This is a genomic window from Xanthobacter aminoxidans, from assembly GCF_043193615.1.
In the GTDB taxonomy this organism is placed as follows: Bacteria; Pseudomonadota; Alphaproteobacteria; order Rhizobiales; family Xanthobacteraceae; genus Xanthobacter; species Xanthobacter aminoxidans.
In genome coordinates this window covers 631011-652718 of the sequence record NZ_JBAFUS010000003.1, presented here as the reverse complement: position 1 = coordinate 652718, position 21708 = coordinate 631011, and the positions used below count along the sequence as shown (strand labels likewise).

Annotated in this window: 16 protein-coding genes; 13 read left to right on the top strand and 3 right to left on the bottom strand. The window is 69.0% G+C overall.

Translation table 11 applies throughout. The features are described 5' to 3' along the window. Window positions 1-591: 591 nt before the first annotated feature. Entirely contained in the window at window positions 592-3234 is a 2643-nt protein-coding gene (locus tag V5F74_RS18185) for a ligase-associated DNA damage response DEXH box helicase (protein WP_394009601.1), read from the bottom strand. A 126-nt stretch (window positions 3235-3360) separates the two neighbouring features. Between V5F74_RS18185 and ftsW the strand changes: the two genes are divergently transcribed. From ftsW to V5F74_RS18165, 4 genes are all read left to right on the top strand, one after another. Then, entirely contained in the window at window positions 3361-4575 is a 1215-nt protein-coding gene (gene ftsW / locus V5F74_RS18180) for a putative lipid II flippase FtsW (protein WP_394009600.1), read from the top strand. A gap of 93 nt (window positions 4576-4668) precedes the next feature. Next, window positions 4669-5796, top strand: a complete 1128-nt coding sequence (gene murG / locus V5F74_RS18175; protein WP_394009599.1) for an undecaprenyldiphospho-muramoylpentapeptide beta-N-acetylglucosaminyltransferase — start codon at window positions 4669-4671, stop codon at window positions 5794-5796. Continuing rightward, on the top strand, window positions 5793-7205 hold the full coding sequence (gene murC, locus V5F74_RS18170; protein ID WP_394009598.1) for a UDP-N-acetylmuramate--L-alanine ligase: 1413 nt from the start codon (window positions 5793-5795) through the stop codon (window positions 7203-7205). Before murG ends, murC begins: the two co-directional genes overlap by 4 nt. Before the next feature lie 192 nt (window positions 7206-7397). Further along, complete coding sequence (locus tag V5F74_RS18165; RefSeq protein ID WP_374251709.1) at window positions 7398-8675, top strand: GGDEF domain-containing protein; 1278 nt, start codon at window positions 7398-7400, stop codon at window positions 8673-8675. 31 nt (window positions 8676-8706) lie between these two features. Here the strand turns inward: V5F74_RS18165 and ccrA are convergent, their stop codons facing one another. After that, window positions 8707-9990, bottom strand: coding sequence for a crotonyl-CoA carboxylase/reductase (ccrA, locus tag V5F74_RS18160; protein WP_029556796.1), 1284 nt, complete (start codon window positions 9988-9990; stop codon window positions 8707-8709). A gap of 282 nt (window positions 9991-10272) precedes the next feature. Between ccrA and V5F74_RS18155 the strand changes: the two genes are divergently transcribed. Next, window positions 10273-10509, top strand: coding sequence for a GlsB/YeaQ/YmgE family stress response membrane protein (locus tag V5F74_RS18155; RefSeq protein ID WP_024277182.1), 237 nt, complete (start codon window positions 10273-10275; stop codon window positions 10507-10509). A 197-nt stretch (window positions 10510-10706) separates the two neighbouring features. On the opposite strand, the gene V5F74_RS18150 is transcribed toward V5F74_RS18155, so the two are convergent. Continuing rightward, the gene (locus tag V5F74_RS18150) at window positions 10707-11078 is read right to left on the bottom strand and encodes a hypothetical protein (protein WP_245279319.1); all 372 of its coding nucleotides are present in this window, start codon (window positions 11076-11078) and stop codon (window positions 10707-10709) included. Window positions 11079-11323: 245 nt separating this feature from the next. Between V5F74_RS18150 and V5F74_RS18145 the strand changes: the two genes are divergently transcribed. The 8 genes from V5F74_RS18145 (at window position 11324) to V5F74_RS18110 (ending at window position 21638) form a co-directional block, all read left to right on the top strand. Beyond that, entirely contained in the window at window positions 11324-13297 is a 1974-nt protein-coding gene (locus V5F74_RS18145) for a methylmalonyl-CoA mutase family protein (RefSeq protein WP_394009597.1), read from the top strand. A 98-nt stretch (window positions 13298-13395) separates the two neighbouring features. Further along, window positions 13396-14022 carry a hypothetical protein gene (locus V5F74_RS18140; protein WP_394009596.1) on the top strand — a complete coding sequence of 209 codons (627 nt, stop codon included), beginning with the start codon at window positions 13396-13398 and terminating at the stop codon, window positions 14020-14022. Between the two features lie 115 nt (window positions 14023-14137). After that, on the top strand, window positions 14138-15043 hold the full coding sequence (locus V5F74_RS18135) for a VOC family protein (protein WP_394009595.1): 906 nt from the start codon (window positions 14138-14140) through the stop codon (window positions 15041-15043). Window positions 15044-15121: 78 nt separating this feature from the next. After that, complete coding sequence (locus tag V5F74_RS18130) at window positions 15122-15277, top strand: DUF5993 family protein (protein ID WP_029556801.1); 156 nt, start codon at window positions 15122-15124, stop codon at window positions 15275-15277. A gap of 8 nt (window positions 15278-15285) precedes the next feature. Further along, entirely contained in the window at window positions 15286-15879 is a 594-nt protein-coding gene (locus V5F74_RS18125) for a disulfide bond formation protein B (protein ID WP_394009594.1), read from the top strand. Between the two features lie 208 nt (window positions 15880-16087). Next, complete coding sequence (locus tag V5F74_RS18120) at window positions 16088-17020, top strand: DMT family transporter (protein ID WP_394009593.1); 933 nt, start codon at window positions 16088-16090, stop codon at window positions 17018-17020. A gap of 92 nt (window positions 17021-17112) precedes the next feature. Then, entirely contained in the window at window positions 17113-20742 is a 3630-nt protein-coding gene (locus V5F74_RS18115; protein WP_394009592.1) for a response regulator, read from the top strand. Next, a complete protein-coding gene (locus V5F74_RS18110) occupies window positions 20739-21638 on the top strand; it encodes a CheR family methyltransferase (RefSeq protein ID WP_394009591.1) in 900 nt (299 codons plus the stop codon). The genes V5F74_RS18115 and V5F74_RS18110 overlap by 4 nt, the downstream gene beginning before the upstream one ends. The last annotated feature ends 70 nt before the right edge of the window (window positions 21639-21708 follow it).

Genomic DNA, 21708 nt, shown 5'->3' with positions numbered 1-21708 from the left:
AGTCGTCGCCGGGGTGGCCGGTCCGGTGACTTCCGCGCGCCCGGCGTCACGGACCCGTGACTTTCCTGAACACTTCGTTAACGCAAGCATCAAAAAGGGTTCAGGGTGACTTGGTTAAGGAACTCTTAATCCCCCTGCATCGTTGTCGGTGCAGAACGGGATCTTACGGGATCTGGGAGTAAAGCCATGCTTCGCAAGCTTGCTGTCACGGGCGCTCTGGTGTCCATCCTTGGTATCGCTGCGTTTTTCGCCCCCCACGAGGCCAGCGCCGCTTCGGTCGCGACGGTCGTGGGCGCGGTCTTCTGAGTCAGCGGAAGATTGTGCGGGCCTTTTGTGCCTCGGTCGATCACGCGATTGTGATGAAGTTGGAGCCGGTTCAAAGTTGCTCGTATCATGGATGCAACAGCTCCGATTTGTCTTCGCAGGTGCGAAATGCACCACGGGGACGGGACGTGGCGCGCCACAAAGGCTTGCCGCGAGGGAATTTCATGTGCTTGAGCGCAGCGGCCCTGACGTCCGCCGGCGGGGCTTGGTGATTCGCGGAAGGTGATCCGCGCAAGGTTGGCCTGACGGTCCCGGCGGGCCTGACGCTCATTCCGTCGCCGCCCGCACCAGTTCCTCCTCCGCCTCGGCGAGCAGCGCCTCGTTGGCGTCGCCGCCCACGCTCTCCCGGCCGATTTCCAGCAGCACCGGCACGGCCAGCGGCGACACGCGCGGCAGGGGCTGGTGCACCACATGCCCGCGGATGCGCGCCAGCATTTCCCCCAGCCGCTTCACGTCCAGCAGCCCGGTTGCCGCGTCCGCCCGCGCCGCGCGCAGCAGCAGATGGTCCGGCTCGTGACGGCGCAGCACGTCATAGATGAGGTCGGTGGAGACCGTGACCTGCCGCGAGGTCTTCTCCTTACCCGGAAACCGCCGCTCGATGAGCCCGGCGATGACGGCGCAATGGCGGAACGTCCGCTTCATCAGCGCGCTCTCGGCCAGCCACGCTTCCAGATCGTCGCCCAGCATGTCCTGATCGAACAGGTCGTCCAGCGACAGCCGCCCCCCGCTGATCGCCGCCCCCATGTCGCCGGCGGCATAGACGGCGAGGGCATAATCATTGGCGACGAAGCCCAGCGGCTTCAGCCGCGCGCGCTCCAGCCGGCGCGTCAGCAGCATCCCCAGCGTCTGGTGGGCGAGCCGGCCCTCGAACGGGTAGGTGACGAGGTAGTAGCGCCCCGACCGCTCGAAGGTCTCCACCAGCAGATCGTCCCGGCCGGGCAGGCGGGACTTGGCCTGCTGCAATTCCAGCCAGTCGCGCACCTGCGGCGGCAGGGCGGCCCAGCGCTCGGGGGCGGAGAGCAGCGCCCGCACCCCGGCCGCCAGGAAGGTGGAGAGGGGGAACTTGCCGCCCGCATAGGCCGGCACCTTCGGCTCGGTGGCGGTGGTGCGCGAGACATAGACCTCGTCCTCCACCAGCACTTCGTAGCGCAGTATCTCCCCGGCGAAGACGAAGGTGTCGCCCGGCACCAGGGTCTCGACGAAATATTCCTCCACCTCGCCCAGCAGCCGCCCGCCGAAGCGCACCCGCCCGGCGACGCCGGTCTTGGCCGCGCCGCGCGCCGAGACGAGACGCACCTTGAGCATGGAGGCTTCCACGATGGTGCCCACGTTCAGCCGGTAGGCTTGGGCGATCATGGGATTGGCGACGCGCCACAGCCCGTCCTTGGTGCGGCGGATCTTGGCGTAGCGCTCATAGGCGCGCAGCGCGTAGCCGCCGGTGGCGACGAAATCGAGCGCCGCATCGAAGTCTTCGCGGGACAAGGCGCGATAGGGCGCGGCCGAGCGCACCTCGCCATAGAGGGCATCGGCGGAGAAGGGCGCGGCGCAGGCCATGCCGAGGATGTGCTGGGCCAGCACGTCGAACGCACCTTCCCGCTCGGGCGGGGTGTCCTGCGCGCCGACCTTCACCGCCTCCAGCGCCGCCCGGCATTCCAGCACTTCGAACCGGTTGGCCGGGACCAGCACGGCACGGGAGGGCTCGTCGAGGCGGTGGTTGGCGCGGCCGATACGCTGCATGAGGCGAGAGGCGCCCTTGGGCGCGCCCACATTGATGACGAGATCCACATCGCCCCAGTCGATGCCGAGGTCGAGGGAGGAGGTGGCCACCACGGCCTTGAGTTTCCCCGCCGCCATGGCCGCCTCCACCCGGCGCCGCTGCTCCACCGCGAGGGAGCCGTGGTGGAGCGCGATGGGGTAATTGAGGTCGTTGATGCGCCAGAGTTCCTGAAACAGGAATTCCGCCTGCCAGCGGGTGTTCACGAACACGAGTGACAGCTTGTTGGCGCCGATCAGCTCGTAGATCTCGGCGAAGGCGTGCTGCGCCGTGTGGCTCGCCCACGGCATGCGCGCCCGGCTCTCCAGCATGGAGATATCGGGGGCCGCCCCGCCCGCCGCGATCACCAGATCGGCGAGCGCGGGCTCGGCCGCATCCTCATCTTCGTCGTGGTTTTGCGGCACCAGATAGCGCCTGAGGTCGTCCGGTTCCGCGACGGTGGCGGAGAGGCCGACGCATTGCAGGCCGGGGGCGATGGCGCGCAGCCGCGCGAGGGCGAGGGACAGCAGGTCGCCGCGCTTGGAGGTGACGAGGGCGTGCAGTTCGTCCAGCACCACGCGCTTGAGGCCTGAGAAGAGGTGCTCCGCATCCTTGGAGGCGAGCAGCAGGGAGATCTGCTCCGGCGTGGTCAGGAGGATATGCGGCGGGTCGCGCCGCTGCCGCTGGCGGCGCGAGGCGGGGGTGTCGCCGGTGCGGGTCTCCACGCGGATGTCGAGCCCCATCTCCTCCACCGGGGCTTCCAGATTGCGGGCGATGTCCACCGCCAGCGCCTTCAGCGGCGAGATATAAAGCGTGTGCAGCGGCGAAGCCGGCCGCTCCGCCTGCCAGCGGGCGAAGGGCACGGGCGCCGCGCCGGGGTCTGTTTCAGGGGTTTCGGCCACCGGGGCGGCGGCCTTGCGGATCTTCGCCTTCGGGCGGCTCAGCTCGATCAGGGTCGGCAGGAAGCCGGCCAGCGTCTTGCCGGCGCCGGTGGGCGCGATGAGCAGCACCGAGTGTCCGCTCTCGGCGGCGGCGATGAGGTCGAGCTGGTGCGCCCGCGGCGTCCAGCCCCGCGTGCGGAACCAGCCGGCGAACGGCTCGGGAAGGGCGGATGCCCCGGACGGTGTCGCGCTGCGCGCCTTGCTCGCTCTGGCCACGAGGCAAAGATAGGGCGCCCGGCGCCGTTCCGCGATGCCCCCGGAGCGCGACGACGATCCTTAATCGGCCGTCAACCAACGCGGGGGCATGGTGCGGGAAATGTCCCGTCCCGGAGTATGCGTCCCATGATGTCGCGCGCCGACCGCACCGTCTTGAGCGAATGGTGGTGGACGGTGGACCGCGCCCTGCTGGCAAGCCTCTGCGGGCTGATGGTGATCGGCATCATCCTGTGCCTCGCCGCCAGCCCGGCGGTGGCCGCCCGCCTCAACATCGCCGACCCGTTCCACTTCGTGAACCGGCAGGTGCTGTTCCTCATCCCCGCCGCGGTGGTGATGATCGCCACCTCCTTCATGTCGCCCCGCACCATCCGGCGCACCTGCGTCGTGGTGTTCGGCGTGTTCTTCGTGCTGCTGCTGGCGACGCTGGTGTTCGGGCCGGAGGTGAAGGGCGCGCGGCGCTGGCTCACCATCGCCGGCATCACCGTGCAGCCGTCGGAATTCATCAAGCCGGCCTTCGTCATCCTTGCCGCCTGGCTGTTCGCGGAAAGCACCAAGCGGCCGGAAATGCCGGCGACCCTGTTCGCCTTCCTGCTGCTCGGCAGCGTGCTCGGCCCGCTGGTGAAGCAGCCGGACTTCGGCCAGAGCCTGCTGATCTGTCTCGTCTGGTCGTCCCTGTTCTTCCTCGCCGGCCTGCGCTGGATCTGGATGGTGGGGCTCGTCGGCGTCGGCGCGGGCGGCGGCTTCATCGCCTACATGACCGTGTCCCACGTGCAGAAGCGCATCAACCGCTTCCTCAATCCCGATTCCGGCGACACCTACCAGATCGATGCGGCGCTGAACTCGTTCAGGAGCGGCGGCTGGTTCGGCACCGGGCCGGGCGAGGGCACCATGAAGCGGATGCTCCCGGACGGCCACACCGACTTCGTGTTCGCGGTGGCGGGCGAGGAGTTCGGCATCATCCTGTGCCTCATCATCCTCGCTCTGTTCGCCTTCATCCTGCTGCGCTCGCTCTCGCGCGCCTCGAAGGAGAGCGACCCCTTCACCCGCTTTGCCATCACCGGCCTTGCGCTGCTGTTCAGCCTGCAGGCCTCCATCAACATGGCGGTGAACGTCCATATCGCGCCGGCCAAGGGCATGACGCTGCCCTTCATCTCCTATGGCGGCTCCTCGCTCATCTCCATCGCCTTCGGCATGGGGATGCTGCTGGCCCTTTCGCGCAAGCGGCCCGGCGCCGCGGCGCTGGCGCGGCTCAGCGAGGGCCATGGCGCCGATCCGCGCCGGGGCGAGAGCCTCGCCCGCCCGGTGGCGCCGCCGCCCGCCGCGGTGCCCGATCCGGCCTGATCGCGCGGCGCGCGGACGCGGAACCGCCGCATTGCCGGGGCACTGCGGCACGCTGCCTGATGCTTCGGCCGCTCCGTGGCCCGAGGGGATAATGTGACCGATCTCGTCCTTCTCGCCGCCGGCGGCACCGGCGGCCACCTGTTTCCGGCCGAGGCGCTGGCCGCCGTGCTGACCCGGCAGGGCTTCACGGTGGATCTCGCCACCGATGCCCGCGCCGCCCGCTATGCCGGGCACTTCCCGGCGCGGGAGCTGCACGTTCTGCCGGCCGATACGGTGCGCGGGCGCTCCCCCATCTCGCTCGCCCGCACCGGCTTTGCGCTCGCCTCCGGCTTCGTCTCCAGCATCGCCTTGCTGCGCCGGGTGAAGCCGGTGGCCGTGGTGGGCTTCGGCGGCTATCCCACCGTGCCGCCGCTGCTGGCGGCGAGCTTTTCCGGTGTGCCGAGCATCGTGCACGAGGCGAACGGGGTGATGGGCCGCGCCAACCGGATGCTGGCGCGCCGCGTCACCGCCATCGCCACCGGCTTTCCCGGCGTGGTGGATGCCGATCCCGCGCTCAAGGCCAAGGCCGTGTGGACCGGCAATCCCCTGCGCCCCGCCGCCATCGCGGCTGCTGCGGCGCCCTATGACCCGCCCGTGCCCGGTGGCGATCTCCATGTGCTCGTCTTCGGCGGCAGCCAGGGGGCGCGGGTGATGTCCGATGTGGTGCCCGAGGCCATCGCGCGGCTCGGCGCTGATCTCAGGAGCCGCCTCGTCCTCGTCCAGCAGGCGCGGGAGGAGGATCTGCAACGGGTGCAGGACACCTATGCCCGGCTCGGCGTCCGGGCGGAGGTGAAGACCTTCTTCGACGATCTGCCGGCGCGCATGGCGCGCGCCCATCTCGTCATCTCCCGCTCCGGCGCCGGAACGGTGGCCGAGCTTGCCGCTCTCGGCCGGCCCTCCATCCTCGTGCCGCTGCCCCATGCGCTGGACCAGGATCAGGCCGCCAACGCCCGCACCCTCGCCGAGGTGGACGCGGCCTTGGTGCTGCGGCAGGTGGAATTCGAGCCGGACCGGCTGGCGCTGGAACTCAATACCTTTGCCGCCGAACCCGCATCATTGACGCGGATGGCCGATCGGGCCAGAAGCCAGAGCGTGCTTGACGCCGCCGAGCGGCTGGGCGGTCTCGTCCGGCATCTGGCGGGCGGCGGCGCGGTCGCAACCTTCAGGGGAAACAGCGCATGAAGCTGCCGTCCGGCCTCGGCTCCATCCACTTCGTCGGCATCGGCGGCATCGGCATGAGCGGCATCGCCGAGGTGCTGCACAATCTCGGCTACGAGGTGCAGGGCTCGGACGTGGCCGACAGCGCCAACGTGAAGCGCCTGCGCGAGCGCGGCATCAAGGTGATGATCGGCCACGCCGCCGCCAACGTGGACGACGCCGACGTGGTGGTGGTCTCCTCCGCCATCAAGCGCGACAATCCCGAGCTGATGGCGGCCCGCGCCAAGCGCCTGCCCGTGGTGCGCCGCGCCGAGATGCTGGCCGAGCTGATGCGGCTGAAGAGCTGCGTCTCCATCGCCGGCACCCACGGCAAGACCACCACCACCTCGCTGGTGGCGGCCCTGCTCGACGCCGGCAATTTCGATCCCACCGTCATCAACGGCGGCATCATCAACGCCTACGGCACCAATGCCCGCCTCGGCGACGGCAACTGGATGGTGGTGGAGGCGGATGAGAGCGACGGCACCTTCCTGAAGCTGCCCACGGAAGTCGCCATCGTCACCAACGTGGACCCCGAGCACCTCGACCACTTCAAGACCTTCGACAGGGTGCAGGAGGCGTTCAAGGCGTTCGTGGAGAACGTGCCCTTCTACGGCTTCGCGGTGATGTGCATCGACCATCCGGTGGTGCAGGCGCTGGTGGGCCGCATCGAGGACCGCCGCGTCATCACCTATGGCGAGAATCCGCAGGCCGACGTGCGCCTGGTGGACGTGGACCTGAAGGGCGGCGTCACCAAGTTCGGCGTGGTGTTCCGCAATCGCGCGGGCGAGACCGTGCACGAGATCCGTGGCCTGCGCCTGCCCATGCCCGGCAAGCACAATGCGCTGAACGCCACCGCCGCCATCGCCGTCGCCCACGAGCTGAAGGTGCCGGACGAGAAGATCATCGAGGCGCTGTCCCAGTTCGGCGGCGTGAAGCGGCGCTTCACCCGCACCGGCGAGTGGAACGGCGTGACCGTGTACGACGATTACGGCCACCATCCGGTGGAGATCGCCGCCGTGCTCAAGGCCGCCCGCGCGGCGAGCGAGGGGCAGGTGATCGCCGTGGTGCAGCCGCACCGCTACAGCCGCCTCGCCTCCCTGTTCGACGAATTCTGCACCTGCTTCAACGATGCCGACCATGTGGTGGTGGCGCCGGTCTACACCGCCGGCGAGGCGCCCATCGAGGGCGCGGACCGGGACCATCTGGTGCAGGGCCTCATCGCCCACGGCCATCGCTCGGTGACGGCGCTGGACGGGCCGGAGCAACTGGCCGGCATCGTCGCCGGGCTGGCGAAGCCGGGGGACTATGTGATCTGCCTCGGCGCCGGCTCCATCTCGGGCTGGGCCTATGCGCTGCCGGCAGAGTTGCAGGCGCTGAAACCTGCAGCCTGAAGGGGTTGAGCTGAAATATGAGGTCGTCACCGGCTTCTGCCGCGGGGTGATCTGCGTATAGACTGGTCGAAGCAATGCCGGGCCGGGGGGCATCGGCAGCGCAGGGGGCCAGTGGCTTGGGGCAGGCAGCGGCGGCGGCACTGCGGCGGGACGGGCCTTCGCGCTCGGCACTCGGCGTCCGGGGGACGGGTCATGAGCCTGTCCGTCCTGTTCTTCAGCACACTTGATGTGCGCACCCTCTTCCGCCTCATGTCCCTGGCGGACTTCGTGGTCTGCCTGCTGCTGCTCGGCTATCGCGAAACGGGGACCAAGCAGCGGCTCATCCGCCGCTTCGTGTGCGCCCGGGTGCTGCACGGTGTTGCCTGCATCCTCATCAGCCTGCGCGGCGACATCTCCAGCCTCGTCTCGGTCTATGTGGCCAATGTCACCATTTTCTTCAGTTTCGCGCTGGAGGTCTCGACCATTGTCGACACGCGGGAGCACCGGCGCGGCGTCACCCGGCTGCTCTTCGGCGTCGCGACGCTGGGCAGCGTGGTCTTCGTCCTCGCAGCCACCACGCCGGGGCTTTACGTGGGCTACGCCGCGATCATCATCAGCGCGCTGTTCGGCATCGCGTTCGCGGCACTGGCGGGGGATGGGGAGGGCTCGCGCCTCCAGCGCATCATCGCCGGATTCTACCTGCTCGTGTCGCTCGCCTTCCTGATGCGGGCCTATGCCGGCTTCGGCGCCGGAATGGGGGTGTTCGATGCCCCGCCGGCGCTGTCGTTGGGGCTTCTGGTGATGTTCGGCTATTGCGTGGGTGCGGGGGTCGGCTTCCTCCTGCTGCTGAAGGAAGACGTGGACCGCCGCCTGCTGGTCGCCGCGACCATCGATTCCCTCACCGGCATCCTCAACCGCCGTGCCTTCTTCGAGGCCGCGCGCGAGCGGCTCGCGCGGGCGGCGGGCCGCGGCGAACCGGCTAGCCTGCTGCTGGTGGACATCGACCACTTCAAGCGCGTGAACGACACGTTCGGCCATCCGGCCGGCGACGAGGTGCTCGCCGCCGTCACCGAGCGCCTGCACCGCGCGCTGCGCGCCCACGATCTCTTCGGCCGGGTGGGCGGGGAGGAGTTCGCGGTGCTGCTGCCCGAGGCGGAAGCGGAGGCCATCGTGGTGGCGGAGCGGATGCGGCGTGCGGTGCGCGGGCTGACCACGCCGGCGACGTCGCACCTCGATTGCAGCGTCTCCATCGGCTGCGCCAGCATCGCCGCCGGAGAGCGCGCCACCATAGAAACCCTGTTCCGGCGCGGTGACGCCGGTCTCTATGCCGCCAAGCGCGCCGGCCGCAACCGCGTGGTGGCGGCTGGGGCGGACCTCGCGACGGTGGAGATGACCGCGCAGATGGCTGGGATGCCTGCGGCGCCGCGGCCGCTCGATGGCGCGGCGCTGTCCTTTGCAAATGAAGAGGGCCGCGGCGTGCCGCGGCCCTGAGATCGTCCCTGATGGCGCAGAAGGGCGCGCCTCACTTCTTCGGCAGGGCCTCGAGCACGTCCTCGAAGGTCCGAAGGCCGGTGCGGGGGGCGTTCACCAGCACCGCCATGTTGCCGGGGGCATGCTGGTTCTTCCACATCTTGGTGTGCGCCTCGGGGATGCGGTCCCACGGGAACACTTCCGACATGCAGGGGTCCACGCGCCGGTCGATGATGAACTGGTTGGCGGCGGAGGCCTGCTTGAGGTGGGCGAAGTGCGAGCCCTGGATGCGCTTCTGGCGCATCCACACATAGCGGGCGTCAAACGTGATGTTGAAGCCGGTGGTGCCGGCGCAGAACACGATCATGCCGCCGCGCTTGCCCACCAGCGTGGACACCGGGAAGGTGCTCTCGCCGGGATGCTCGAACACGATGTCCACGTCGCGCTTGCCGGTGATGTCCCAGATGGCCTTGCCGAACTTGCGGGCTTCCTTGAGCCAGTCCGCATATTCCGGCGAGTTCACCTTGGGCAGCTGGCCCCAGCACTTGAAGTCCTTGCGATTGATGACGCCCTTGGCGCCGAGGCCGAGCACGTAGTCGCGCTTGGTCTCGTCGGAGATGACGCCGATGACGTGCGCGCCGGAGGCGGCGGCGAGCTGCACGCCGAACACGCCGAGGCCGCCCGAGGCGCCCCACACCAGCACATAGTCGCCCGGCTTCACGTCATGGGGCGGATGGCCGAACAGCATGCGGTAGGCGGTGGCCATGGTGAGGGTGTAGCAGGCGCTCTCTTCCCAGGTGAGGTGCTTGGGGCGCGGCATCAGCTGGCGCGCCTGCACCCGGCAGAACTGGGCGAAGGAGCCGTCCGGCGTCTCATAGCCCCAGATGCGCTGGGAGGGGGAGAACATCGGGTCGCCGCCGTTGCACTCCTCGTCGTCCCCGTCGTCCTGGTTGCAGTGGACGACCACCTCGTCGCCCACCTTCCAGCGCTTCACCTTGGAGCCCACCGCCCAGACGATGCCCGAGGCATCGGAGCCGGCGATGTGATAGGGCACCTTGTGCACGTCGAACACGGAGATCGGCTCGCCGAGGCCGGCCCAGATGCCGTTGTAGTTCACGCCCGCGGCCATCACGAGCACGAGCACGTCCTGCTCGCCCAGCTCCCAGGTGGGCACCACCTCCAGCTGGAACGACTGCTCCGGCGGCCCGTGGCGGTCGCGGCGGATGGCCCAGGCGTACATGTTGGCGGGCACGTGACCAAGGGGCGGAATCTCGCCGAGCTCATAAAGGTCCTTCACCGGTCCCTCGTTCGTATTGGCGGCTGCCGTCTGGGCCATGGCTGTCGTCCTCTCCTGGTGTGGACCGTTCGGTCGCGTCGTTAAGTCCCTATCTCGCAATGCAGCGTAGCAGAGAAAAAATCCAAGGCGATAGTCATTCTCAACCCCGACATTCGGCCATGCGGCGCTGCGGCACAGGACAATGAACGCCCAAGACCCCGCTGGAGTTTCCCCGCTGGCGTTTCCGGCCGCGCTGGCGTTTCCGGCGGCGGCGCGCCCCGCTAGAGTGGCGGTGTTCCGCGCCGGACGGCCGGCGCCGACACAAGGGGATGGGAGAAGTTCATGGGCATCATCTGGATGATCATCGTCGGGGCGGTCGCCGGCTTCCTGGCGGGCCAGCTCTTCCAGGGCTACGGCTTCGGCCTCGTGGGCAACATCGCCGTGGGCATCGTCGGCGCCATCATCGGCGGCTTCCTGTTCGGCGGCGTGATCCTCGTGGGCGGCGTGATCGGACAGATCATCTCCGCGACCATCGGCGCGGTGATCCTCCTGTTCGTCATCTCGCTGGTGAAGCGCTAGAGCGCGATCCGATCACGTTGGGACAACTTGATCGGTGAATCGCCCTCTAAGTCGAAAAAAGAGAACGCGTGCTCCGATCTGATCGCGACGCAATCAGATCGGCGCGTGCTCTAGCGCCAAGCCCCGCCGCCGGCCCGTGCTGCGCCATCGTTCCGGGGCAGCATGGGCCGGGCGGGCGCGCGATTTCGCGGCGCTTTTCAGGAGGCCTTCTGGGCGTCCTCACGCTGGAAGGAGATGCCGCATTTCTTCTGGATCGAGACCTGCTCGATGGCGTCCATCTCGCCCTTGAGCCGTGCCAGTTCCGCGGTCTGCGCATCGTCGCCGCCGACCAGGAAGGCGGCGGGCCAGAAGATGACCACGGCCACGGTGGTCGCCACCGCATCGCTGGTCGCCCGGTTGTTCTGCGCGCCGGTCAGGGCGATGGCGCGGGCCGATATGCGCTCGGCTTCCTGCGCGAGCTGCTGGCAGCTGTAGCTCTGGAACTGCATCGGCGAGACATAGGCCGCCGAGACCTTGTCGGCCGATTTCGCGCATGCGGCGGTCGCCAGCGCCGCCATGAGAACCACCACCTGCCGCACCCCTGTCCCCCCGGATCCGAAACGGGTGGAAGGCTAGCATCAATACAATCAAAACGAGAAATTATTTAGAAATGCAATCAGCGCGTTTGACGCGACGGCTGAGACGGGCGCCCGATTCGTGGCGCCCTGCGCGGGTCGGCCGCCCTCCGGTATTGGAAAAATTTCCCATCGACGGCGCGCGCATTGCGACGCACAATCGCGGCAAATATCCAAAAGCGATGGATGGGGATTAGGAAATGGTGCTCCGCGACAAACCCTGGCTCTTCCGCACCTATGCGGGGCATTCCACCGCCGCGGAATCCAACAAGCTCTATCGCTCCAACCTCGCCAAGGGACAGACCGGCCTCTCCGTCGCCTTCGATCTGCCGACCCAGACCGGCTACGACAGCGACCATCCCCTCGCCCGCGGGGAAGTGGGCAAGGTCGGCGTTCCCATCTCCCACCTCGGCGACATGCGCACCCTGTTCCAGGGCATCCCGCTCGCCGAGATGAACACCTCCATGACCATCAACGCCTGCGCGGCGTGGCTGCTCTCGCTCTATATCGCCACGGCCGACGAGCAGGGCGCGGACCGCACCCGGCTTCAGGGCACCACGCAGAACGACATCATCAAGGAATATCTCTCGCGCGGCACCTATGTGTTCCCGCCCACGCCCTCCATGCGGCTCACCAAGGACACCATCATCTTCACCACCGAGCATCTGCCCCGGTGGAACCCGATGAACGTGTGCTCCTACCATTTGCAGGAAGCCGGGGCGACGCCGGTGCAGGAGCTGGCCTTCGCGCTGGCCAACGCCATCGCCATCCTCGACACGGTGAAGAAGTCCGGCGAGGCGGAAGGCGCCGTGTTCGGCGAGGTGGTGGGGCGCATCTCCTTCTTCGTGAACGCGGGCATGCGGTTCATCACCGAGATGTGCAAGATGCGCGCGTTCGTGGACCTCTGGGACGAGATCTGCGTCAACCGCTACGGCATCACCGACGCCAAGCAGAAGCTGTTCCGCTATGGCGTGCAGGTGAACTCGCTGGGCCTCACCGAGCAGCAGCCGGAGAACAACGTCTACCGCATCCTCCTGGAGATGCTGGCCGTCACCCTCTCCAAGAAGGCCCGCGCCCGCGCCGTGCAACTCCCCGCCTGGAACGAGGCGCTGGGCCTGCCGCGCTCGTTCGACCAGCAATGGTCGCTGCGCATGCAGCAGGTGGTGGCCTACGAGACCGACCTCCTCGAATACGGCGACATCTTCGACGGCTCCACGGAGATCGCCAAGAAGGTGGAGGAGCTGAAGGCCGAGGCGCGCGAGGAGCTGGCCCGCATCGAGGGCATGGGCGGCGCCGTCGCGGCCATCGAGAATTCCTACATGAAGCAGCAGCTGGTGGAGTCCAACACCCGGCGCCTCGAGAATATCGAGCGTGGCGACCAGGTGGTCGTGGGCGTCAACCGCTGGACCGAGAGCGAGCCATCGCCGCTCACGACGGGCGAAGGCGCCATCCTCACCGTGCCGGAGGGCGTCGAGGCCGAGCAGATCGCGCGGCTTCAGGCGTGGCGCGAGGCCCGCGATGCCAAGGCCGTGGACGCGGCGCTGGCGGACCTCAAGAGCGCGGCCCAGGAAGGCCGCAACATCATGGAGCCCTCCATCGTCTGCGCAAAGGCAGGCGTGACGACGGGCGAGTGGGGCACCTGCCTGCGCGAGGTGTTCGGCGAATACCGCGCCCCCACGGGCGTCGGCCGCGCCGCCCGCGTGGATACGCAGGGCCTCGAGGAGGTGCGCAAGAACGTGGATGCGGTCTCCGAAAAGCTCGGCCGCCGCATCAAGTTCCTGGTCGGCAAGCCCGGCCTCGACGGCCATTCCAACGGCGCCGAGCAGATCGCGGTGCGCGCCCGCGATTGCGGCATGGAAGTCGTTTACGAGGGCATCCGCCTGACCCCGGCCGAGATCGTCAACGCCGCGCTGGAGGAGAGCGTCCACGTGGTGGGCCTCTCCATCCTCTCCGGCTCCCACGTGCCGCTGGTGCGCGACGTGATGGAGCGGATGCGGGCGGAAGGCCTCTCCGACGTGCCGGTGGTGGTGGGCGGCATCATCCCGCCGGAGGACGAGGCCCAGCTCAAGGGCTTCGGCGTCGCCGCCGTCTACACGCCGAAGAATTTCGAGCTGAACCGGATCATGGCGGACATCGTGACCATCGTGGACCGTGAGGCCCAGAAGGCGGCGTGATCCACGCGTGATGCTCCGGGCGCGGCCTGTTCAATCCGGCGGCGCCCGGTTCTAGATTGTCCCCGGTCCGGGCTCGGCGTCCCGGTATGGGGGCGAGCATGAGGACGGTTCTCGTCGCGGCATTCTGTGCGGCCATGGGGCTGGGCGCGACCGGCATCGCCCGGGCGGCCGAGGCGCCGCCTCCGCCCGCCGCTGCACCACCTGTCGCCGCACCTGTCGCGCCCCCACCCGCTTCAGCCGAAGCTCCCGCGCCCGTGGCCGCGGCTCCCGCCTCCAATCCCTATGCCGGCCTGCCGAAGGTGGTGGCCAAGGCGGTGAAGGAGCTGGAGGCGGCCTGCCGGGCGGAGGAGGGAACGCCCAAATGGAACCCCAAGACCGTCTTTGACGTGGTGAACGTCTCGCCGGATGGCCGGCCGGACTATCTCATCGACACCCACGCCATGGCGTGCGACGGCGGCATCACGCCGTGGATCGGCTCCGACGGCTTCCGCCACATCCTCTTCATCTCCACCGGCCCCGGCCGCTGGACCCGCGCCTTCGACCGGGGCGCGCGGGGCTTCGACATCATCGCGCCGAAGGGCGGCGGGCGGCCGCAGGTGATCGTCTTCTCCCACTCGGCCTATTGCACGCGGCCGAACCCGGAGCGCTTCATGCGCTGCACCCAGATCTACGAATGGCGCCGCGGCAAGCTGCGCAAGGTCTCGGAAGAGTGGTTCGAGGGCTGAGGCGCCAGCCTTTGCTTGCATCGGTGCAATGGCGCCTTGCGTGGGCCGTGTCCATATTTGGGACAACGCCCAGCCGGGCAGGGCAGATACCAGCCCGGCGCCAAGGAGCTTCGCCATGACCACCGCCGCCCCCGCCGGCTCGACCGGCCCGCATGCCACCCCCACCACCGACCTGTCCGCCGGGACCGCACCGCACGACCTCGTGCTCGGTGCCGTCAGCCTCGCCAGCCCGGACCCCGGCCGCCTGATCGCCTTCTACCGTGACCTCCTCGGCCTCGAGGTGCTGGCCGAGGGCGAGGCGACCGTTCTCGGCGCCGGCGGCAGGCCGCTGGTGGAGATCCTTTCCCGTCCTTCGGCCCCGCCGGCCCCGCGCCGGGCGCCCGGCCTGTTCCACATGGCGCTCCGCGTGCCGGACCGCGCCAGCCTCGCCGCGCGGCTCCTCGCGCTGCATGGGGCCGGCCTGCGCCTCGGCGCCTCGGACCATCTGGTGAGCGAGGCGCTCTATGTGGACGACCCGGACGGCAACGGCGTCGAGATCTATCGCGACCTGCCGCGCGCGGAATGGCCGATGCAGCCCGATGGCTCCATCGCCATGCAGACCCTGCCGCTCGATCTCCAGGCCCTCGCCCGCGAGGCGAAGGTGGGGGGCGGCCCCGCCCCGGCCGGCACCGACATGGGCCACGTCCACCTCAAGGTGAACGACCTCGACGCGGCGAAGCGCTTCTGGGTCGATACGGTGGGGCTCACCATCATGGCCCGCTATCCCGGCGCGCTGTTCGTGAGCGCGGATGGCTATCACCACCATGTGGGGCTGAACGTCTGGCAGTCGGGCGGCGCCCCGGTCCCGGCGGCGGGAACGGTGGGGCTCGACCATTTCACCGTGACGCTGGCCGCCGATGCCTTCGCCGCCCTCGCCGCCCGCCTCGCCGCGGCGGGCGTGGAAACGCAGCCGTCCGATGACGGCGCGCTGCGGGTTGTCGACCCCTCCGGCAACGGGGTGGAGTTCCGCGCCGCAGCGTGACGCTGGGCCAGGGCTCAGCTAGGCTCGGCAGGCACCGAATCGCACATCCACGCCGGTGCGGGCCGGGGGGCCGAAGCCATGATGTCGCTGCCGTTCTTCGGCGTGTTCCTCGCCCTCGCGGCGACGCTCATGGGCCAGCGCATGGCCGCGCTCGCGCTCTGGGTGCTCTCGGTGGCGACCATGCTGGTGCTGTTCCGCCTGCACGTCACCGATCCGCTCAACATCGCGCTGTGAGGGACGCCATGGACACCGGCCTCACCCTCGCGGACCGCTTCCGGGTGCTCAACGCGCTCGGCCTCCTCGCCGTGTCGGCGGTGCTCATCGCCGCCTTCTTCGATCAGCTCGTGTTCAACGACCTGCCGTGCCCGCTCTGCCTCTTGCAGCGGGCCGGCTTCGTCTGCGTCGCCGCCGGGCTGGCGCTGAACGTGAAGTTCGGCCCGCGCCCCTCGCACTACGCCATCATGATCCTGTCGTCGCTGGCGGGCGGGGCGGTCTCCACCCGGCAGACGCTGCTGCACATCATCCCCGGCGAGGGCGCCTATGGCGACGCCTTCTTCGGCCTTCACTTCTATGCCTGGGCGCTGGTGCTGTTCGGCGTGTGCGTCCTCGGTTCGGCCGTGCTTCTGCTGTTCGACGGCCAGTTCGAGCGGCGGCCGGACGGCGCGCAGCTCCATCGCCCGCTGCTCGGCACCGCCGCGATCGTGCTGGTGCTGCTGCTGGCGCTGGCGAACGGCGTCTCCACCATCCTGGAATGCGGCTCCGGCCTGTGTGCCGACAACCCGACCAGCTACCAGCTGATCCAGGACGGCACCCTCAACCGCCTGCTGGGCCGCTGACCTTTCGGCCACGGCCGAAACATCTCGCGACACCGCCTGAGTCATCACCCATTGTGATGCTTCACACAGTGAAATTCGATTTCCCTCATGGCTCCCCTCGGGTTAGAGGAGGGGGCCCGCAGGCCGTTACAATAAGAGGGGACGGACGGCACTCCCGGCCAACAGGTCATCACATGGCGCATCGCACAGGTGCGCCTCGGGAGAAGACATGTCCGCCACACCGGTCCGCCCCAGCCGTTTCGCGCTTTACGATGCACCCTATGTGCTCCTGACCCTGGTGGCCCTTTTGTGGGCCATCAACCTCGTGGTGGGGCGCTACATCGCCGGGCACATCCCGCCCATCACGCTTGCCATGGTGCGCTGGATCGGCGCGACGCTCATCCTGCTGCCGTTCGCCTGGAAGCAGATCGTCCGCGATGCGCCGATCATCCGCAGGAACCTGCCGTTCCTCGTGCTGCTCGCGGCCACCGGCATCGCCTGCTACAACGCCATGAGCTACTACGGCCTGCAATATACGCAGGCGGTGAACGGCCTGCTGGTGCAGTCCACCGCGCCGCTTCTGGTGGCGGTGTGGACCTTCGTGCTGTTCCGGGAAAAGCTCAGCCTCGGCCAGGCGGGAGGGGTCATTACGTCCCTCGTGGGCGTGATGGTCATCATCAGCCACGGCGACCTCGACACCTTCCTCCATCTCAAGCCCAATATCGGCGACGTGGTCATCATCATCGCGCTGGTGATCTACGCCTTCTACGCGGCGATCCTGCGCAAGCGGCCGCCGCTCGGGCCGCTCTCCTTCCTCGCCGTCATCATGGCGCTGGGCTCGCTGCTGCTCGCGCCCTTCGCGCTCTGGGAATATCTCCACGGCCAGGTGCTGCCGCTGGACCATGTGACCTTCTTCACGCTGGCCTACGTGATGACCGGGCCGTCGCTGGTCGCCTATCTGTTCTTCAACCGGGGGGTGGAACTGGTGGGCGCGAATGCGGCGGCGCCGTTCCTGCACCTCCTGCCGGTGTTCGGCACGGCGCTCGCCATCGTCTTCCTCGGCGAGACCATGGCCTGGTACCACCTCGCGGGCTATGCGCTGGTCATCTCCGGCATCGCGCTGGCGACGCTCTCGGCGCGGCGGAGCATGGCCCAGCGCTGAGGCGGCCGGGCGGCCGGGCCTGATTTTCCTCTTCAATCCTTCTTCACCCCCGCCTATGCATTCTGCGGCGGGGTCGGAAGGGGTCGCGGGGAATGCTGGAAAATCTGACCGAACGGTCGTGGTTCGCCAATCTCGGCATGCAGGCCAAGGCCGGGCTGATCGTCGGACTCCTCATCTCCATGTTCGCCCTGCTGCTCGGCGCCAACTGGGTGACGGCCCGCATGGCGAAGACGCAGGAAGCCCGGGTGGAGGAGATCCGCCAGGTCAGCCTGCTCGCCGCCGAGGCGACGCGCGCCTTCAATCGCCGCCAGCTCGAGACCATGCGCACCGCGCTCGCCGATCCCCGCGGCCTCAAGGCCCGGCTTTCGGCGTCGACCGCGCTCACCGGCGAGAAGCTCGCGGCCCTGCGGACGGCGGTGGCGGGCGAGCCCTCGCTCCTCCCCCTCGCCGAGCGGGCCTCGCGCATTGCCGGGCGCTGGAGCGACGCGGTGGCGGCGCCCCTCCTGGCGGCGGCCGAGAAGGGGGACCCCGCCGCCATCGATGCGGCGCTACGTGTCTTTCTCGCTGCGGAAGCCAGCGAGGAGGGCTATCGCGGCATCGTCGGCGCCATCGATGAACTGAGCGCCGCCGCATCCGCCGAGATCGTCAGCGCCCAGGCCGACCTCGACCGGGCCGAGGCCATCGTCGGCGCCATCGATGTCATCGCGCTGGTGGCGACGCTGTTGGTCGCGGTGGCGGGCGTGTTCCTCGGTGCGGTTTTCATGGCCATCCCGCTGCGCCGCCTCGCCGAGCTGATGACGCGCCTCGCCGAGCATGATCACACCATCGAGGTGCCCTACGCCGAGCGCAAGGACGAGGTGGGCACGCTCGCTCGCGCGCTCCGGGTGTTCAAGGCGACCTCCATCGCGGCCCAGGATACCGATTGGGTCAAGTCGGGCCTCAACGCCATCGCCGCCCGCCTCCAGGCGCAGGAGGAGCCGCGCGCCTTCGCCGACGTGCTGCTGACCGAGCTTGCGCCGCTGCTCGGCGCGGGGGTCGGCGTGTTCTACGCCCATGACGAGGCGGCCGGGCCGGACGCGGAGGCGCTGGAACTGGTCGGCAGCTATGCCTTTTCCGAGCGGCGGCATCTGTCCACCCGCGTGCGCATCGGCGAAGGGCTCGTCGGCCAGTGCGCCCTGGAGAGGAAGACCATCGTCCTCTCGCCCGTGCCGGCCGACCATCTGCGCATCCGCACCGGCACCGGGGAGGCGTCGGCGCACTCCGTGGTCGCCGTCCCGCTGGTGCTCAAGAAGCGCCTGCTCGGCGTCATCGAGCTGGCGCTGCTCGCGCCGTTGGAGGACCGCGCCCGCAGGCTGCTCCACGAGGTCGCGCCGCTCGTCGCCCTCTCCCTCGACAATCTCGTCCGCGCCGCCCGCACCCGCGAGTTGCTGGAGCAGAGCCAGAAGCAGGCGCAGGAGCTGCGCGTCGCCGAGGAGGAGCTGCGCACCCAGCAGGAAGAGCTGCGCGCCACCAACGAGCAACTGCACGAGCGCTCGCTGCGCCTCGCCGCCTCCGAGGAGGAGCTGAGGGTGCAGGCGGACGAGTTGCAGGCCTCCAACGACGTGCTGCGCCGCTCCTCGCAGGAGATGACGGAGCAGAAGGAGCTGCTGGAGGCGCTGAACCAGCAGATGGAGGCGCGGGCCGAGGAATTGCTGCGGGCCAACGAGTACAAGTCCCAGTTCCTCGCCAACATGTCCCACGAGCTGCGCACACCGCTCAACAGCCTGCTCATCCTCTCCCAGGATCTCGCCGAGAACCGCACCGGAAATCTCGATGCCGACCAGGTGGAGGCGGCGAGCATCATCCACTCGTCCGGCTCGAACCTGCTGCGCCTCATCAACGACATCCTCGATCTCTCCAAGGTCGAGGCCGGCAAGATGGAGGTGGTGCACGAGCCGGTGAAGATCGCGAGCGTGGCGCAGCGGCTGGAGCGCAACTTCCGGCGCCTCGCGCAGGAGCGCAGGCTCCGCCTCGCGGTCTCCGTCGCCGACGCGCCGGACATGGTCTTCACCGATCCCGGCAAGCTCGACCAGATCCTCACCAACCTCGTCGGCAATGCGCTGAAGTTCACCATGCAGGGCCGGGTCTCCGTGACCTTCTCGAAGGATGAGGCCGGCAAGATCCTGAAGGTCGCGGTGGCCGACAGCGGCATCGGCATTCCCGGGGACAAGCTCGATGCCATCTTCGAGGCGTTCGAGCAGGTGGACGCCTCCACCCGCCGCCAGTTCGGCGGCACCGGCCTCGGCCTCGCCATCACCCAGCGCCTCGCCCGCCTGCTGGGGGGCAGCGTGACCGTGGAAAGCGCGCTCGGGCAGGGCTCCACCTTCACCCTGGAGATTCCGGTCGGCGAGCCGTTGCCGGACGAGGACGGGGAGGCGGCGCCCATCCCTGCGCCCGTGCCCCAGCCGGCGATGGATGCGCGTCAGGTGGCCTTCGACACGAGCCGGCAGGAGCGCGAGGCGGCGGGCCTCTCCGGCCTGCCCCCCGTTCCCGCCGTGAGCGTGGAGGACGACCGCGACCGGCTCACGCCGGGCGCCACCGTGATCCTGGTGGTGGAGGACGATCCGGTGTTCGCCCGCACGCTGGTGGGGCTGGTGCGGCGCAAGGGCTATCTGGCGCTGGCGGCCGGCGACGGAGGCAGCGGCCTCGCCCTCGCCCGCACCTACAAGCCCACCGGCATCCTGCTCGACGTGATGCTGCCCGGCCTCGACGGCTGGACGGTGATCGAGCGGCTGAAGGCCGATGCCGCCACCCGGCATATCCCGGTGCATTTCGTCTCGGCGCTGGACGAGAGCCGGCGCGGCCGCGACCTCGGCGCCGTGGGCTTCCTCACCAAGCCGGTGAGCGCGGACCAGCTGTCCGAGGCGCTCGGCCTCCTCACCCATTATTCCGCAGACCGTCCCCGCCGTGTGCTGGTGGTGGACGACGACGCCGCCGCCCGCCACGCGGTGCGCACGCTGCTTGCCCGCGAGAAGGCGCAGATCGTCGAGGCGGGGAGCGCCGAGGAGGCGCTGGAGGTGGTGGCGCAGGGCGATCTCGACTGCATCGTGCTCGATCTCGGCCTGCCCGGCATGTCCGGCTTCGAGCTGATCGAGCGCCTCGCCGGGGGCGGCAAGCATGTGCCGGTGGTGGTCTATTCGGGCCGCGACCTCACCACCGAGGAGCGCATGAAGCTGCGCGCCTTCACCGATGCCATCGTGGTGAAGGGCGCCCTCTCGCCCGAGCGCCTGCTGGACGAGGTGTCGCTGTTCCTCCACTCGGTGCAGCGCGAGCCGGAACAGCTCGCGGCCAATCCGGACGGGGATCTCGAAGGCCGCAAGCTGCTGCTGGTCGACGACGACATGCGCAACATCTACGCTCTCGCCAAGGTGCTGCGTGCGCGCGGCGTCAACGTGGTGCTGGCGCAGGACGGCGCCAAAGCGCTGGCGCAGCTCGACGAGCAGCCGGATATCGAGATCGTGCTCATGGACGTGATGATGCCGGTGATGGACGGCTACGAGGCGATGGCGCAGATCCGCGCCCAGCCGCGCTTCGCCAAGCTGCCGGTCATCGCCCTCACCGCCAAGGCCATGAAGGACGACCGCGAGAAGTGCCTCGCCGCCGGCGCCAGCGATTATCTCGCCAAGCCCGTGGACGTGCCGAAGCTGCTGACCATGATCCGCACCTGGCTCGCCGCGCAATGACGGGGGACATCGACGCGCCGGACGATCCGCCGCCCCCGGGGTCGGCCGCGGAGGCGCGGGATGCGCTGGCGCTGGAGACCATCGAGGTGGATCTGTTCGTGGAGGCGCTGTTTCGCCGCTACGGCTACGATTTCCGCGACTATGGCAAGGCCTCCCTGACACGGCGGGTGCGCAACCTCGCCACCGGCTTCGGCGCCGCCACCGTCTCGGACCTCACCACCCGGATGCTGCACGCGCCCGAGCGGCTGCCCGACATCATCGCCGGCCTCTCGGTGCCGGTGTCGGAATTCTTCCGCGATCCGCACGTCTTCCTGGCGCTGAAGGAGCGGGTGTTCCCGCTGCTTGCCTCCTATCCGGAGATCAATATCTGGCAGGCCGGCTGCGCCCATGGGGAGGAGATCTATTCCCTCGCCATCCTGCTCACCGAGGCGGGGCTCTACGAGCGCACGCGCATCTTCGCCACCGACATCTCGAAGGCGGCCCTCAACCGCGCGGCGGAGGGAATCTATCCGCTCCAGGAGGCGCGCGAGGCCGGCCGGCGCTATCGCGCGGCGGGTGGGGCTGGGAGCTTCTCGGACTATTTCCACGCCCGCTACGAGCTGATGAAGCTCGACCAGAAGCTCACCGCCAACGTCACCTTCGCCGAGCACAACCTCGTCACCGACGGGGTGTTCTGCGAGGCCCATCTCATCCTGTGCCGGAATGTGCTGATCTATTTCACCACGCCGTTGCAGGACAAGGTGCTGGCACGCTTCGCCCAGAGCCTCGTGCGCGGCGGCTTCCTGTGCATCGGCACCCGCGAGAACCTTGAATTCTCGCAGGCGCGCAACCGCTTCCAGATCATCGACGGCGCCGCCCAGCTCTACCGCCTGCTGCCCCGGGCGGCGGGCGGGTAGGGCAGCAAACGATCCTCGCAGGCCAGCGCCGGCCCCGCGCCATCCGCTTGTCCACCTGTCAGTGATCCGA